We start from the raw sequence: 16,284 nt of genomic DNA, 5'->3' as shown, positions 1-16,284 counted from the left end.
TCATGACCACGCCTCACCTCCACGGCCCCATAGCCGTTATCGGTGCGGGAACAATGGGCATCGGCATTGCCCAGGTTGCAGCTCAGGCAGGACATTCCGTCCTGCTGTTTGACCTCAATGGCGAAGCGGTCAGTCAGTCACTGGACAATTTACGCACCCGTCTGCATCAACGTGTGGAAGCAGGCAAAGCTGAAGCCAGTGCAACAGAAACCCTGTTACAACGCATCACGCAAGTGAATGCCTTACATGCGCTGGCACCGTGTGGTCTGGTGATCGAAGCCATTGTCGAACAACTGGAAGCGAAACAGGATCTCTTCCAGCAACTGGAATCCATTTGTTCACACCAGACCCTGTTTGCCAGCAATACTTCATCATTGTCGATTACCGCCATTGCCCGTGTGCTGTCGACCCCGCAGCGCATGGCAGGGCTACATTTTTTCAATCCAGCCCCCCTAATGAAGCTGGTGGAAATCGTACAAGGTTTAGAAACCGCCCCTCAAACCGTAGCAACACTCAAAACCCTCGTGACTGGCTGGAAAAAACAGCCTGTGATTTGCCGTTCTACGCCGGGGTTTATCGTCAATCGCATCGCCCGTCCATTCTATGCTGAAGCCCTGCGCGCACTGGAAGAACGGATTGCGACACCCGCCACATTGGATGCCGTCCTCAAAGAATCTGGCGGTTTTGCGATGGGACCATTACAACTGATGGATTTGATTGGCCATGACATTAACTATACCGTGACCGAATCTCTGTTTCATGCCTTCCATTACGATCCCCGCTTCCTGCCTTCACTACTGCAAAAAGAGCTGGTGGATGCCGATCATCTTGGACGCAAACGCGGTCGTGGTTTCTATGCCTATGATATAAAAGGAAACAACAGTATAAGAAAAAACGGTGGAACAAAAGAAACCCAGCCACAGCCTAAAATAGAGCCGAAACACGCTAAAGCGCAAAAAACAGCCAGTGCGGATCAAGGCGACAGGAAATTGGGCAGCATTGCCACACTTTGTTGCCCTGCTACAACAGCCTAAGTTACAGCAATATGGAATCATCTTCGAAGAAAGCAAAAATGACCGATTCCACTCCCCGACTTTACAGGTTGATGAAATTCTCTTGATTCTGGCCAAAGGGAGAACCAGTGCACAGATTGCCGACGAAGTCAGGGCGCCCGTGGTGCAATTTGATCTTTCTGCCAATCACCAATTAGCTTCTATCATTACTCTTAGTGCCGCCTGCCAGAATACGCCCCAACAAACAGCAAAGGTGATCGGTTTTCTGCAATCCCTCGGTAAGCAAGTTATTCTCCTGCCGGATTATCCCGCCCTGCTAACCATGCGTACCGTTGCTATGTTGTGTAACGAGGCATTGGATGCCGTTAATAAAGGTATCGCCAGCGCTGAAGATATCGATCTGGCCATGTGCCATGGTGTGAATTATCCCATCGGCCCGCTGACATGGGGTGAACAGTTGGGTTGGAAACATATTCTCAGTACGTTAGAAAACTTGCAGAAGTTTTATGGGGAACCCCGTTACCGCCCAGTGCCCTTGCTGCGCCAACTCGCGGCGGGACATACCAAACTCCCTCTCCAGCAGGCTCCAAAACACAAGAAAGGGGTTGACCATGCAAGATAATGATAACGCGGCAAGTCAACTGGCTCACCATCACGTTGAAGCCATGTATGCCCAGGATGCCTGCGCCCAAAATATGGGAATGCACATTGAGCATATCGATATCGGGTTCGCCCGACTCAGTATGAAGATCGTGCCCAACATGCTCAATGGTCATCAAAGTTGTCACGGTGGCATTTTGTTCAGCCTGGCGGATACGGCTTTCGCCTATGCCTGTAACAGCGAGGGGAGGGCAGCCGTCGCTTCCAGCGGCAGCATTGATTTTATCCGTCCGGCATTAGTGGGTGATCAACTGACCGCCACCGCTTCTGTTCGGCATCAAGGCAAAAATACTGGCCTGTACGACGTGGAGATCATTAACCAGAATAGCAAAGTTGTGGCTTTTTTCCGCGGTTACTCCTATCGTCTCAGTCACCCTATTTCTGGCAATACTGTGGAAAAAACCCAGCCACATCGTCAGGGAGAGCAATAATGAATCATGCATTTATCTGTGATGGTATCCGTACACCTATCGGCCGTTATGGTGGTGCGCTATCCAGCCTGCGGGCTGATGATCTGGCGGCCCTGCCGCTACGGGCATTGATGACTCGTTATCCAGCATTGGATTGGGAACAAATTGACGATGTGATCCTCGGCTGTGCTAATCAGGCAGGAGAAGATAATCGCAACGTTGCACGTATGGCACTATTGTTAGCAGGATTGCCAAATTCGGTCTCTGGCACGACAGTCAATCGGTTATGCGGCTCAGGCTTGGATGCACTGGCCTTCGCCGCTCGCAGTATTAAATCCGGCGACGCTCAACTGATATTGGCGGGTGGCGTTGAATCTATGACCCGCGCTCCTTTTGTGATGGGCAAAGCAAACAGCGCTTTCAGCCGACAGGCAGAGATCTTTGATACGACCCTTGGCTGGCGCTTCATTAACCCGTTGATACAACAACAATTCGGCACAGATTCCATGCCAGAAACGGCAGAAAATGTGGCAGCCCAATTTAAAATTAGCCGTGATGATCAGGATGCCTTCGCCCTGCGCAGCCAGCAACGTGTCGCCAGAGCGCAACGACGTGGCGTACTGGCCGAGGAAATCATCCCTGTTACTCTGCCTCCAGCCAACAAAAAAGGCGTCGCAACGATCATTTCACAGGATGAACATCCCCGACCAGAAACGACGCTCGAACAATTACAACGGCTCAAAACCCCATTCCGTACAGGCGGCACCATTACTGCGGGTAACGCTTCCGGTGTTAACGATGGTGCGGTGGCACTGATCATCGCCTCAGAAACGGCAGCCCTACGCCAAGGGCTGACACCACGGGCGCGCATCATCGCAACAGCAACATGTGGTGTTGAACCACGCATCATGGGGATCGGGCCACTGCCTGCGATTCGCAAGGTACTGGAACTCACAGGCTTAACCCTAAATCAAATGGATGTTATTGAACTGAATGAGGCTTTCGCCGCACAAGCACTGGCTGTCATGCGCCAACTGGGGTTACCGGATGATGCAGGGCACGTAAACCCGAACGGAGGGGCGATTGCACTAGGACATCCTCTCGGTATGAGCGGTGCCCGCCTTGCACTGACCGCCACCCTTGAACTGGAGCGACATGCCGGACGTTACGCCTTGTGCACCATGTGTATTGGCGTGGGACAAGGCATCGCCATGATTATTGAACGTGTTTCATAACAGCTATTTTCACAACGATCATTTTTACAACAACAAACTGATACACAGTTACCTGACTTAACCAACACCTGCATATCACTACGTGCACATAACGACAAAAGCAACCTGTTACAAACAAATCAACAAAAGGACAGGAAACTATGAGCAACAACGTACAAAACCTAAAAAAAACCCTCTGAACAACCTCTGGATGCCATTGAATTTGCTTCACGTGATGAGATTCAGGCGTGGCAATTTAGCCAGATGAAATGGACCCTCAACCACGCCTACAACAACGCTCCCCTGTACCGCCACAAATTTGATGCAGCAGGTGTCCATCCGAGTGATTTTAAGCAACTCAGTGACATCGCCAAATTTCCTTACACCACCAAGCAAGATCTGCGGGAACACTATCCTTTTAATGCCTTCGCCGTCCCGATGGAGCAGGTCGTGCGCATCCACGCATCATCCGGCATGACCGGAAGCCCTACTGTGGTAGGTTATACCCAACGGGATATCGACACATGGGCAAATATCATTGCCCGTTGTCTGCGCTTTGCCGGAGTCAGTGCCAAAGATAAAGTTCACATTGCTTACGGTTACGGCCTGTTCACGGGAGGTTTGGGGGCACACTATGGTGCTGAACGATTGGGAGCAACTGTCATTCCAATGTCTGGTGGCAACACCATAAAACAGGCGAAACTGATTATGGACTTCATGCCTGACATCATTATGATGACGCCTTCTTATTGCCTGACTTTACTGGATGAGCTGGAGCACCAAATGGGTGGGGATGCCAGCACGTGTTCCTTACGTATTGGCATCTTTGGCGCAGAACCGTGGACAGCTGCCTTACGTACTGAAATTGAAACACGCATGGGTATCAAGGCATTGGACATCTACGGCCTGTCCGAAGTGATGGGGCCAGGAGTTGCCATGGAATCACTGGAATACGCCGACGGCTCTACTGTTTGGGAAGATCATTTCTACCCGGAAGTCATTGATCCTGACAACCTGAATAACCTGGCAGATGGCGAAACCGGAGAACTGGTTCTCACAACCCTGACCAAAGAAGCCATGCCCGTGATCCGCTATCGCACCCGCGACCTGACACGCTTATTGCCTGGTACAGCACGTAATATGCGTCGCATGGACAGGATCACCGGCCGTTCCGATGACATGCTGATTATCCGTGGCATCAACGTCTTTCCATCACAGATAGAAGAACAGATCATGCACATCAAGGAACTATCACCGCACTACCAATTGGAAGTCAACCACGAGGGCAATCATGATTGCTTGTCAGTCAAAGTTGAACTGAAAGAGCCAAATCTGCTGAACCACGAACAACGTTGCAACCTCTGTGATCAATTGCGCCATCACATAAAATCGACGGTAGGACTTAGCACCGATGTCAGTATCGTCAATTGTGGGGTCATTCCACGCTCAGAAGGTAAAGCGGTGAGGGTAATCGACAACCGACCGCGCGAATAGCTTTTTGCCACCGCAAGTTAAATGAGAGGAAACGGCGGTGGCACTTTTTTCAATGGCATTTTTCCCAACAGTGTGTTTCTCCGACGGGTTTTCTCTAAGCGTATCGATTAAGCCCATTGATACAGTTATGCTAATGTCATGACACACTTTTGAGCAGATCACAGAAACTATGGCACATAAACTTGACGATTTTATCCAACACGCTCTCAATGCACAGCCTGTCAGCGGAACATCGCTGATCATCTCCTTATATGGGGACGCCCTGAATCACCGTGGCGGTGAGGTTTGGCTTGGCAGTTTGAGCCTCTTGCTGGAACCGATGGGGTTTAGTGACCGTTTCGTGAGAACATCCGTATTCAGGCTGCAAAAAGAGGGATGGCTTACAGTAGAAAAACTAGGGCGACGCAGTTATTACCGCATCACCGAGCGGGGAATGCATCAATTTCGTCACGCAGAGGATAAAATCTATCTCAATGAGCAGCCAGAATGGGATGGCAAGTGGGATCTGCTGCTACTGGAAGGCACCGCCAAAAACGAGCGTAACCGTTTAAAAAAAGAGCTGACCTGGTTCGGGTTCGCGCAATTTAACAGCACCCTGATCGCCGCACCAAGTCATTCCCAAAGAGACATTCCTTCCCTGTTGGGGGAGCTTAACGCCAGCGATTCTGTCATCTATTTCCGTGCTGATTATCCCTACCCCCGTTCGGAACAGAGCTTGAAAGAACTCGTCTCTAACAATTGGTCACTGGAGCAGATATCACAACACTATCACGAATTTATTGTTTCCTTCCGCCCGTTGATGACACTGCTACGGGATTGCCATGAGGCCGACCTGACACCAGAACGCTGTTTCCAATTGCGCCTGCTGCTGATCCACTTTTACCGTCGCATAGCTCTGCGCGATCCACTGCTGCCTGATGCCCTGTTGCCCGCACAATGGGAAGGACAAATTGCCCGTAATTTGTGTATAAATATTTATCAGCACATTGGCCTTGCTGCGACACGCTACGTCAGTGAGCATTGCGAAACGACCATTGGCCAATTACCTCAACCCACCACGGCGTATTACCGACGTTTTGGTGGGTTGCACAGTGAAATGGGTGCCTATTAGAAGGTTCATAGAAGCCCCAAGTTTTTATATGGTGTCAATCCGAACATCTCCTTAATCGTTTCGGTTTCGTAATTGGTTGTCGTAATGGCAATTTCTTGACCACGCTCTTGGGGAGCAAGGTTTTGGAGCATCAGATCTCTTTCATTCATTTTACGATTTGCCATGACAATTTTGGAGACAGCAGGGATACGGACATATTCATATGCCACGATTGCAGATTCGAAATCAGGATAGTCATATAAAGCATAGGCAAGCGTTTCTGCATCAAGAATAGATTGGGTTGCACCATTTGCCCCCACCGGAAACATCGGGTGCGCAGCATCGCCCAGCAGAACACACTGACCATGGCTCCATTTTTCTAATGGTTGCTTATCTACCATCGCGGTTCGCATAATTGTTTTACTCATGGTGATTAATGTTTGTAGATCTAACCAATGAAAATGCCATTCTTTAAGTAGATCAAGCAGGAAATTTGTCGCCTGGAAATGATTGATTGCTGTCTCAGGCAGTGTCTCATATGACATAGGAACAAGAATGACCCAATTGACAAGGCTTTCTACGCATAAATCATGCGATTTGGACATAGGATAAGCAACCAGACGAACCCCGTTTTCATCATTAGCAATAATCATGGTTCGGCCATCCAGCAACCGCGGCATAATGGTCATGCCTCTCCAGAGCATTATGCCCCCAGCGTTTAATTCCGTAGTATCAGGGAATAATGCCCGCCGCACTGCCGAGTGAATGCCATCAGCCCCCACAATCAGTTTGTCCGCCCAATCCGCTTTATTAAAAAAATCACCAGAAAATGCAGAACCAAAGTGAAAAGCTTGTTTGTCCTTCGCCATAGAAAATATTAGGTTAAGTAACTTGGCACGGGATATTGATATTTGTGGGGTATCAAACCCGGCTTCTATGCCTCTTGCTTCTTCGAAAAGAAGAGTTCCCAAATGATCCACATAGCGATGAGCTCTCGTTTGGATCCCAACAGAATTCAATTGTTCAGAAAGCCCTAAACGATACAAAGCTGATACGGCTGTAGGTTGAATATTCAAACCAAATCCAGCTTCAGAAAGTAACTTTTGCTGTTCATAAATGTCACATTCTATACCCAATGAAGCAAGCTGAGCGGCAAGAGTGACACCACCAATTCCGGCACCGGCAATGACGATTTTTTTGTCTATGCGATATACCATAATGAATAATCTCCCCTTGAATCATTTACCGACAGATTTCGGCAGCTTCATTTAAATGATTCTGACCAATAACAGAAATAATACGAAAATATGTTGCTCCAGCTTTATCAGCTTTTTGGGATTTGACAGAAGCATCAGATACGGACTATAAGCCCTCAAGTTAAATTGAAGTCAATAGATATTAAGAAAGTTGACATCCTCCCCGGCCTAAGGCCGAGGATTCCTACTACGTTCAAACCGGAGTATGAATCATTTCGGGGGGTTCCTGCTTTAACGGACGGCCTGACTGCACCGCTCCTCCATAGGCAAGCACGGCATGCCCTGCCGCTAAAATGTTACGCGCGCCGTTGACATCGGCGTTCGCTGTGTATCCGCATACGCTAACGATTTACCCAACTATCTAAACGTGTTTTTGCCTGTGCAATATCACTACCTAACCACAAAACAATGCCATCAGGTCTAACGATAGTAGCCTGCCCATCTCGAAGTAGTTTTTTAGGGGAAATAATCTCAACCACCGTCAATTGTTGAGCAACGGTTTGAAAATATGATTGCAGTGCAGATACCAATCTTGGTGCATGATTATGTATTAAGACAAATTGTTTTTTCCGCAATACTTCTGTCAGCTTACGTTCCTGTCCCGCGTGACACAGCACTAAATGCGGTAAACGCTGACCGACTCGCTTATGATCACCTTTCTGACGCAAACAGTGATATTGGGCATCTTCACCAGCCAACATCCTGACAACTTTTTTCTCGATATAGGGAATTTTGGTTGCCTGCACACCAATCCAATGAACCATTCGCCCCAAAATACCCGGCGCTGTATTGAATTTAAACAGTAAATCTGTATTTTTTAATGCCGCTTTTGCTATCGGCCTGCGCTCGTTTTCATAGGAATCCAGAATATCTGGCAATAAGGTTCCCTGAATAACTCCAGCCAATTTCCAACCTAAATTAGCCGCATCGCCGATCCCCATTTGAAGCCCCTGACCACCAGCAGGAACATGGGTATGAGCCGCATCACCAAGCAGGAAGATCTTTCCCTCCCGATACCGTTCTGCCAACCTCTGTTTACTTCTGTAGCGTGCACTCCATAAAATATCGCCTAAACCAAAATCCTGCCCCAAAATGGCAGACATACTATTCGCAATCTCTTCTCTGGTAACGGGTTGCTTCACAGGCAGATCCATTCTTTGATTATCTTCAATGCTGATGCGATAAGTACCATCTGGTAATGGAAATAGCGCAACCAATCCTCTCGAAACAGAACGCGCATACACCGCCGGAGTTGGAGGGGTATTCAAGGTCACATCTGCCACAACCAACGAATGTTGATAATCCTGCCCAACGAAAGGAATATCCAACACTTGACGCACGATACTGTTGACACCATCAGCACCGAGAACCCAATCGTATTCTATCTTGGTTACCGAATGTGACTGGGTTTCTTCAATCTTCACTACAACTTTTTCACCCATCGGTGTCAAAGTCTTAAGTTCCATTCCTCTTTTGAGGTTGACGCCGACCTTATTTGCCCACTCTGTCAACACACTTTCAGTATACGATTGTGGAATGATTACCATGTATGGAAATTCGAGCGCCAATGTTGAAAATGAGAGTGTTCTCCCTTTTTTATCCCCAACAGGAGCTTCCGCCCACACGATACCTCGACGTATCATTTCATCCGCAATATGCCAAGCGCTCAACAGTTCAAGAGTGATCGGCTCCAACCCAAAGGCACGCGAATGCAAGGAAGCCGATGGTCGTTTATCAATGAGGTCGACCGAAATTCCCTGCTCACAGAGTGAGGCAGCAACCGCCAGCCCAACTGGCCCAGCGCCTACAACCAATACACGTTGGGTGATACGGATATTACTGGTCATGATAGCTGTGCCCTCCATTGGGAAGTTGAAAAACGGAAACAATAATATTTCTAGCCGTCGTCGTAGAATAAATCCGCTGTAACCCCACCGACTCTGCCAAGCGAACGATTTCTGCTTCGGGTATGTAACTCCCCAGACTACCCATAATCCAGTTAATCAAAGAGTTAATTCCCCACCCGGGTGGTGCATTTTCGATAAGACAAAACAGGCCATTAGCGTGAAGAATCCGTCGTATCTCACGTAATCCGGCAGATTTATCATACCAATGCCCAAACGACATCGAACAAACGATCAAATCAATACTGCCTGATGGGAGGGCCAGTTCCTCTGCCATTCCCACAAGGAATCTGGCGAATGGCCTGCGTTTGATCGCTTCATCCACCATACCTTGGGCTGGATCGATGCCAATGCAGTTGGCCTGAGGCCATCGTATATGTAAGTGCTGCAACAATGCGCCTGTTCCACAACCAATATCCAATATACTACGCGGCAAAGATGCCCAATCCATCTTCTTCAAGATGCTCAAACATTCCTCATGTGCCAGGTTCAATTTATCGCCATATTTTTCTTCATAGGTAGGTGCTATTCGATCGAAAGTTTCAATAAAACCAGGTCCTTTTTTCACCCTCTTTGTTTTCTCAGAATTTAACATTTTCTGAAAACCTCCAACACTTTTAAGTAAAGCAAACGTAATCAATTGTGTTGACTTTTCTCTCCCGATGTCAAATTCTATCGATCACAAAACGATCACAATTATTATGAACCCAGCCAACAAAAACAAATAACACAATGAAATAAATATGAATTTATTCTGGTTATTTTTTCACAGAAAAACATAACCAAATAAATAATGTTTTTTAACTTTAAAATAACATAAGAAAACATAATTAATTATGATAAGTAAAAAACGGGCCACTCCACGACAAGAAGTGTTATGTCTACAACAAGCAATTGATCCCTATTTACCAGGTTTAATTCTTGAAATCGTTTTTCGCATTGATGGTTCCCTTTCCGGGCAACAATTGAAATCGCGCATTGACGCTATAGTCAGGCGGCATGCATCGCTCAGGCAGCGTTTTGAATTTCAGGATGGAAAATATTGGGTTGTGGAAGCACCACCGGAAGCATCAGGGTACTGTCATATTCGTTTCCTGGATGAAATCCCTGATTCATCATTATCTGAAATTCTGCTCCCCGATACTCGCGAATTTATGGGGGTCGAATCAGAACGATTATTTAAGGCAGAAATCATTGAAACAGGAAATCATGATTTATATTTAGTGGTCAGGGTGCATCACGCCATTGCAGATCTCTGGTCTGTTGGCTTGCTGATAGAAAACTTAAATGATGCCGATCCTGAATTCCTCCAGAAAAAAAGTGATTCTCTGCCACCAAACATTGATCGCGATTTTTGGCGTGCCATGCTTTCACAAGACGCTTCTCTCTCGCTACCCCTGAAAACACTACCTCCGAAACCTCAGCCACAGCAAACCCAAGATAGCGCTGGTTTTCGAAAAATGGTGACACACCATTTTAACCTCAGCACGGAAGATACCGCCAAAATATATGAGTTAGCCAAAACGTGTTCCGTGACTCCCTATTCAATTTTGCTGGCAGCACAAGCACTCACACTTTCGAAGCTGGGTATGAGTCAAAGAGTACCTATTGCAGTGACCATGCATGGCAGGAATAAATATAACCATCAAGAAGTGGGTTATTTGGCTAATACCGTTGCCATCCCTGTCGGTATTGAAGATATAAGTGTCCATAATTACATCAAAAATAATGGCGACCTATTGCGTAATGCCATACATGCCACCAGCGGAGGAGGTTACCCCGAACTCGTTGAACTCATGGCACAAGAAGGATTACAACCCCCCCTTCCCAATTCAGCGGTTATCTTTCAGCAAGATGTTCCTGGCATGGCCAGAGGCGTCGCCGCTGCTTTACTGGGCTATGGTAAGGTACACCTGAAAGATCTGACGCTGTCTACTGTAATCGCACCAACCAGTATCGGCCCTTTCAGTAACACGGTATTAATGACCCAGTATGACGACCAGTTATTCGGTCGGATCGAAATCGATCCTGCCCAGCATCCCGCGTGGCTGGCACAAGCTATGGCAGAGCTTTTTCAACACACCCTCGAATCTATGGTGCGCTATCCGCAAGAAAATCTGTCAGCATTGCCACAACGCCCAATACACCAAGCTGTGTATCTGGCTACATGGGAACAATTGCCTCGTAAGCATTTGTCTGAAATTGAAGAAACGCTGATCACGTCTGTTATCCGGCAAATACAGTTACACCCAGATAGACCCGCCATATTCAGCAAATCAGAATCTATTAATTACGGTGAGTTAGGCAAACGTATCGCAAATATAAGCAGTTCATTACGCGCATTCGGCCTGGAATCTGGCCGCTCTGTCGGTATTTTACTGCCACGCGATATCAACCTAATCCCTGTTTTATTGGCTGTCATGGTATGCGGCGGAAATTATGTTCCCCTTAGTCCAGACAATTCAATTGAGCTGAATAGTTCAATTATAGAAAAAGCCAAATGCCAAGCGATCATTACACACAACAACACAACGCTAATTCTATCTGATCGGGTAGAACACTGGTGCCTTGACGATCTCATGCAGGAACAGAATGAAGCACTGGTAGATCTGTCCAAGTTACACGCCACCGCCTATATATTATTTACGAGTGGTTCAACAGGACAACCAAAAGGTGTTGCCATTAGTCATGCCAACGCCGCTAATTTAATGCGTTGGGCCAATCTGGAATATAGTTATGAGCAACTGGGTGTCACTCTGGCAGTCACACCAATTACTTTCGATCTTTCCGTCTTTGAAATGTTTGCACCTTTGGTCGCTGGCGCCAGCGTCAAGATGATTCATTCCGTCATCGATATTATCGATCAACCTTCAATCATGGAAGATGTCACGTTGCTAAATACCGTACCTTCCGCCGTTGAAGCGCTAATACAGCATAATTCATTGCAACAGAGCGACTTACAGGACAATAGACAGAAAAACGACTTAAAAGTCATCAATCTTGCCGGTGAACCTTTAACTCGCGATCTCTATCTCCGTTTGCACCAAATTCTGCCCAATGTGCGAATTATCAACCTCTACGGCCCAACAGAAACCACAACCTATTCCACAGGATTGGAACTGACCCAAGACGACGATATCACCATTGGAAGTCCCTTATCTGGAACCTACGTTCAGGTTCTGAATGAGGATCTGGCACCTGTTAGCATTGGCGTGATCGGTGAGCTGTTTATTTATGGGCATGGTGTTGCACAAGGCTACCTCAATGAAGCCGCTCGTTCCGCAGCAGCCTTTCTACCTGCCCCCAATGGGGAACGCTGTTATCGCACCGGTGATCTTGTCAGATGGTTACCAAATGGCAATCTTGATTTTATTGGGCGCCGGGATGATCAGGTCAAAGTTCGTGGTTTTCGCATAGAACTGGGGGCTATTCAGGAATTTTTACAACATTTTGATAATGTTAAGGAATCCGCCGTATTAATTGCCGGAACAGGGCAAAAACGGCATATCGTGGCATTTATTGTCCTCACTGAACCCATTCAAGAGGAATATATCCACATTAACCAGATAAAACAGCAATTACTGCGCTCATTGCCTGCTTATGCCATTCCTTCACAATTCTACCTACTTCCTGAGCTACCCAGAAATAAACATGGGAAAATTGACAGGACTCAATTATTACAAGAGACCAGGCAACAACATTTTCCTCCCAATGAGATGTCCCCCATTGAGCAACGCGTTGCTGCTTGCTGGAAACACGTGATCGGCATAGACGCTGCCCCAAATGATAATTTCCTTGAAATCGGTGGGCACTCACTCGTGTTAACTGAATTAACCGGATTATTAAGGAATGAATTCAATATTCATATCCTACTGCATGACCTCTGGATCAGGCCAACCATAAGACAACAAGCCGAACTCATTAGCAGCCTACAGAACTCTGTTAATACCAAACCTGCGCCGATTCCGATTCCACGGCTTAACCGAAACAATTCACACCATTAATCAGGAGTGTTGGATGAACAATAATGCACACCAAACGATGATTTTTCCTGCTTCCCATAGTCAGGAACAACTTTGGTTCCTTAATGAGCTGGCGCCAGATTCACAACTGGCTTATACCATGGCCGTTCGGGTTTCCATTGATGGTGAGCTTGATGTGCTTAAACTACAACGTGCCGTAAATCAGGTCGTGTCATCACAGGAAATATTGAGAACATCTTTTTCCTATGCCAATGGAAAACTGAGTCAAGTCGTCTCACCGTCCGCCACGCTACCCATTCATACAATGGATTATCTCAATGATATGGCAGGGGCATTGCGATTAATCAATATGGAAATCAAACGGAAATGGTCTCTGGAGCAGGCACCACTTTATCGGTTACTACTGATAAGGACAGGACAAAGCCACTATGAATTACTCCTCAGCACCCATCACATTGTTTGTGACGGAATATCGCTGCAATTGCTGCTGAAAAGAATCTTCACTGCCTATGAAACCGGACACGATTTTATGGAAGCGGATGCCCTGCAATTTGCCGATTATGCCGCCTGGAATAAACAAACTCCCCATCAGGGTCTTGATTACTGGCGATCACAGCTAGCAGGGGCTTCGACTACGCTAGAAATAGCACCCATGACACAGCGCAATGATAAACAGTCTTTCACCGGTGCCCGTATCCCGCTGAATTTTACCTATAGTGAATGGCAATCCATGCGACAGGGGGCAACCCAAATAGGGGTATCAGCAGCAGCAATATTTTTGGCTGCATACTGTATTGTCCTGCATCGCATTACAGACCAGGATGATATTCTGGTCGGTATCCCAACATCAAACAGAATCAGACCAGAGTTACGCAATGTTATTGGTTATCTCTCCAATATTTGTGTTTTTCGCAGCCAATATGATGAAGAACAAAGTGTCACAGACTATCTAAAGTCTGTGCAAAAGACACTTTCTGACCTGATTGATCACAGTGAAACTCCACTACCTGAAATATTGCATACCATCGAGCATGTTCGGTCTCCTGGTCTTCCTCCACTCTTCCAGATCTTATTTGGCTATGAACAGGATACGCCGCATTCTTTTGACGCTGGCTCGCTGCATTTGACGTTTTCCGATGTAGATACCGGTGCTTCTCGTTTGGATCTTTCCCTTTTCCTGTTTGAAGATCCGGATCGCAATACAACAGGTTTTCTGGAATATGCCACCGACATCCTTGATGCTTCAACCGCGATTAAGATTTCAAGTATGTTGGAACATGTCCTAAAGCAGTTTGCTCACTCAACCTCCATGCTGCTTAATGAATTAAACATGGGTCATGGGGATTCCCGTGCTGTATCTAACCCTATTGAGCCTGAATTCCAAAGTATTCCTACCCAATTATCAACCTTGGCAAAAAAAACAGCCTGAGGCGCTTGCTCTGTGTGACGAGCATATCCAGCTAACGTTCCATGAACTCAATCAGCAGATTATGCATGCAGCTGGCATATTGAACACACACGGCATTGTTGCTGGCTCTCATGTTGCCATTATGGGTAAACGCGGAGTCGCCTGGGTAGTCACCATGTTAGCTATCTGGCAACTGGATGCGATCTATATTCCCCTTGATGTGACTATGCCGGAATCCCGGTTGCAAGACATGCTATCAAGATTAAGCAATGTGACTCTGATAGCAGATGAAACAGTGCCTGATTCTTTCAGGCAATGGCCGCCTATCCAGATGGCATCACTGTGGTGTCATTCTCCGCAACATACCGAGAATCCTGCACTCCATGTCGGCACAGCCGCAGGCTATATTATGTTTACCTCTGGTTCGACCGGACAACCCAAAGCCGTCCTGGTTCGTCAGAATAATCTTGTCTCCACATTAAGTGCATTTGGTCATCTGCTGAATATCCGTCCTAACGATCGGATGTTGGCTCTGACCACGTTCTCTTTCGATATCTCTCTGCTGGAACTCTTGTTAACACTGGTACACGGCGGAAGTGTCTACATTGCCCCTACCACAGCACAACGGGATGGCAGCAAGTTAATTGAATGCCTGAATAACCATGAAATAACACTGGCTCAAGCAACACCTATCACATGGTCGCTCGCCTTAATGACGGGTTGGTCGCCACGGGAAAACTTGACTATGCTGTGCGGCGGAGAGCAATTGCCCCAGGATTTAGCGGATCGCTTGTGTCAACCTGGCATGACATTGTGGAATCTGTACGGGCCAACAGAAACAACAATCTGGTCAACGGCATACCAAATACAACCCCGAATGAATCAACGTTGTGTAATTCGCTTGGGTGCACCGATCGCGGGTACGCAAGTGATGGTCGTGGATAAACATCTCCAGCCTGTTCCGAAAGGATTTTTAGGTGAACTGATGATTTCAGGGTTGGGCGTCAGTGCTGGATATTATGGTAATGCGCGTGAAACCGCCCAAAAATTCTTGCCGGATCCTTATACCACAGGAACAAGAGCCTATTTGACGGGTGACATGGTACGTATGTTACCGGACAATTCCCTGCTCTACGCAGGTCGGCGTGACGATCAAATCAAGCTACGCGGACATCGCATTGAGCTGGGAGAAATCGAAGTCACACTCAGGAAACTCCCTAATGTTAAAGATGCTGCTGTATCTCTCTCTGCTCAGGGAAACGAAAGTGCTGCACGACTTCAGGCATTCATTATTTTTTCAACGCATGTCGAAGATGAACAGGCATGGATGAGCCACGCCCTTAATATCCTGAAACAAGATCTACCAAAAGCATGGATACCCACAGAATATTTTCGCATTTCAGACATTCCCCTGACACACAATGGCAAGCGGGATAAAAAACACCTGCAAACCCATGCCGTCCGCATGAGTACTACGGTTGAAAGCATAGCTCCAAGAAATGGGGCAGAAGCTAAGATCCATGCTGTTTGGAGCCAATTACTTGGCATAAACCATTTTGGTGTCACCGATGATTTTTTCCAACTTGGCGGTCATTCCATTTTAGTCGCCCAGATGGTGGAACGTATTGAAATGGAGTTCGGGGAACGTATACCTATCGCAGATATTTATATTTCCCCAACAATCGCCCGTATCGCAGCAACACTGGAATCCATGCAATTCGATACAGGAATAAAAACCGAAGGAGTCCAGGGGAACTGGGAATTTAACACGATAGCACTCAATTCCCCCAACGATACCTTCAACAATCATGCCCACGACCCATCCTCTTCTCAGGTTCAGGAGAAATAAATC

At 47.0% G+C, this 16,284-nt stretch carries 10 protein-coding genes and 3 pseudogenes; 8 read left to right on the top strand and 5 right to left on the bottom strand.

Annotated features, from left to right (window positions below; genetic code table 11):
* Positions 1-2: 2 nt before the first annotated feature.
* From BDE27_RS05920 to paaX, 5 genes and pseudogenes are all read left to right on the top strand, one after another.
* A pseudogene (locus BDE27_RS05920) lies at positions 3-1,635 on the top strand (3-hydroxyacyl-CoA dehydrogenase).
* Positions 1,625-2,104 carry a hydroxyphenylacetyl-CoA thioesterase PaaI gene (gene paaI / locus BDE27_RS05915; RefSeq protein WP_099131818.1) on the top strand — a complete coding sequence of 160 codons (480 nt, stop codon included), beginning with the start codon at positions 1,625-1,627 and terminating at the stop codon, positions 2,102-2,104. The pseudogene BDE27_RS05920 and the gene paaI overlap by 11 nt, the downstream one beginning before the upstream one ends.
* Positions 2,104-3,318, top strand: a complete 1,215-nt coding sequence (gene pcaF, locus BDE27_RS05910; RefSeq protein WP_099131819.1) for a 3-oxoadipyl-CoA thiolase — start codon at positions 2,104-2,106, stop codon at positions 3,316-3,318. Before paaI ends, pcaF begins: the two co-directional genes overlap by 1 nt.
* A gap of 186 nt (positions 3,319-3,504) precedes the next feature.
* Complete coding sequence (paaK, locus tag BDE27_RS05905; RefSeq protein WP_120211321.1) at positions 3,505-4,791, top strand: phenylacetate--CoA ligase PaaK; 1,287 nt, start codon at positions 3,505-3,507, stop codon at positions 4,789-4,791.
* A 169-nt stretch (positions 4,792-4,960) separates the two neighbouring features.
* A complete protein-coding gene (gene paaX, locus BDE27_RS05900; RefSeq protein WP_099131821.1) occupies positions 4,961-5,902 on the top strand; it encodes a phenylacetic acid degradation operon negative regulatory protein PaaX in 942 nt (313 codons plus the stop codon).
* Between the two features lie 5 nt (positions 5,903-5,907).
* Here the strand turns inward: paaX and BDE27_RS05895 are convergent, their stop codons facing one another.
* The 5 genes and pseudogenes from BDE27_RS05895 to BDE27_RS05875 all read right to left on the bottom strand — a co-directional run bounded on the left by BDE27_RS05895 (position 5,908) and on the right by BDE27_RS05875 (position 9,636).
* On the bottom strand, positions 5,908-7,098 hold the full coding sequence (locus tag BDE27_RS05895) for an FAD-dependent monooxygenase (RefSeq protein WP_099131822.1): 1,191 nt from the start codon (positions 7,096-7,098) through the stop codon (positions 5,908-5,910).
* Positions 7,099-7,123: 25 nt separating this feature from the next.
* A pseudogene (locus tag BDE27_RS19865) lies at positions 7,124-7,207 on the bottom strand (hypothetical protein); the annotation flags it as partial.
* A gap of 123 nt (positions 7,208-7,330) precedes the next feature.
* Positions 7,331-7,477: pseudogene (locus BDE27_RS05885) on the bottom strand (RNA-guided endonuclease InsQ/TnpB family protein); the annotation flags it as partial.
* 1 nt (position 7,478) lies between these two features.
* Complete coding sequence (locus tag BDE27_RS05880) at positions 7,479-8,984, bottom strand: FAD-dependent monooxygenase (protein WP_167450553.1); 1,506 nt, start codon at positions 8,982-8,984, stop codon at positions 7,479-7,481.
* Positions 8,974-9,636 (bottom strand): class I SAM-dependent methyltransferase, encoded by a 663-nt coding sequence (locus tag BDE27_RS05875; RefSeq protein ID WP_099131824.1) that lies wholly within the window; start codon positions 9,634-9,636, stop codon positions 8,974-8,976. Before BDE27_RS05875 ends, BDE27_RS05880 begins: the two co-directional genes overlap by 11 nt.
* A 241-nt stretch (positions 9,637-9,877) precedes the next feature.
* On the opposite strand from BDE27_RS05875, the gene BDE27_RS05870 reads away from it, so the two are divergent.
* Genes BDE27_RS05870 through BDE27_RS05860 form a run of 3 tightly spaced genes read left to right on the top strand, consistent with a single transcriptional unit; the run spans position 9,878 to position 16,281 of the window.
* Positions 9,878-13,045: a non-ribosomal peptide synthetase gene (locus BDE27_RS05870; RefSeq protein WP_099131825.1), complete on the top strand. Its 3,168-nt coding sequence runs from the start codon at positions 9,878-9,880 to the stop codon at positions 13,043-13,045.
* 13 nt (positions 13,046-13,058) lie between these two features.
* Complete coding sequence (locus tag BDE27_RS05865) at positions 13,059-14,453, top strand: condensation domain-containing protein (RefSeq protein WP_120211320.1); 1,395 nt, start codon at positions 13,059-13,061, stop codon at positions 14,451-14,453.
* Complete coding sequence (locus BDE27_RS05860; protein ID WP_167450551.1) at positions 14,374-16,281, top strand: non-ribosomal peptide synthetase; 1,908 nt, start codon at positions 14,374-14,376, stop codon at positions 16,279-16,281. The genes BDE27_RS05865 and BDE27_RS05860 overlap by 80 nt, the downstream gene beginning before the upstream one ends.
* The last annotated feature ends 3 nt before the right edge of the window (positions 16,282-16,284 follow it).

Origin of the sequence: Xenorhabdus ehlersii (assembly GCF_003610465.1) — a bacterium.
Classification (GTDB): domain Bacteria; phylum Pseudomonadota; class Gammaproteobacteria; order Enterobacterales; family Enterobacteriaceae; genus Xenorhabdus; species Xenorhabdus ehlersii.
The sequence above is the reverse complement of the archived record's forward strand: the minus strand, read 5'-3'. Positions and strand labels throughout refer to the sequence as shown.

What these genes read in the sequence shown, in the direction of transcription:
- paaI (WP_099131818.1), top strand. Translation starts at nt 1,625, where the DNA reads ATGCAAGATAATGATAACGCGGCAAGTCAACTGGCTCACCATCACGTT.
- pcaF (WP_099131819.1), top strand. Translation starts at nt 2,104, where the DNA reads ATGAATCATGCATTTATCTGTGATGGTATCCGTACACCTATCGGCCGT.
- paaX (WP_099131821.1), top strand. Translation starts at nt 4,961, where the DNA reads ATGGCACATAAACTTGACGATTTTATCCAACACGCTCTCAATGCACAG.
- BDE27_RS05895 (WP_099131822.1), bottom strand. Translation starts at nt 7,098, where the DNA reads ATGGTATATCGCATAGACAAAAAAATCGTCATTGCCGGTGCCGGAATT.
- BDE27_RS05880 (WP_167450553.1), bottom strand. Translation starts at nt 8,984, where the DNA reads ATGACCAGTAATATCCGTATCACCCAACGTGTATTGGTTGTAGGCGCT.
- BDE27_RS05875 (WP_099131824.1), bottom strand. Translation starts at nt 9,636, where the DNA reads ATGTTAAATTCTGAGAAAACAAAGAGGGTGAAAAAAGGACCTGGTTTT.
- BDE27_RS05870 (WP_099131825.1), top strand. Translation starts at nt 9,878, where the DNA reads ATGATAAGTAAAAAACGGGCCACTCCACGACAAGAAGTGTTATGTCTA.
- BDE27_RS05865 (WP_120211320.1), top strand. Translation starts at nt 13,059, where the DNA reads ATGAACAATAATGCACACCAAACGATGATTTTTCCTGCTTCCCATAGT.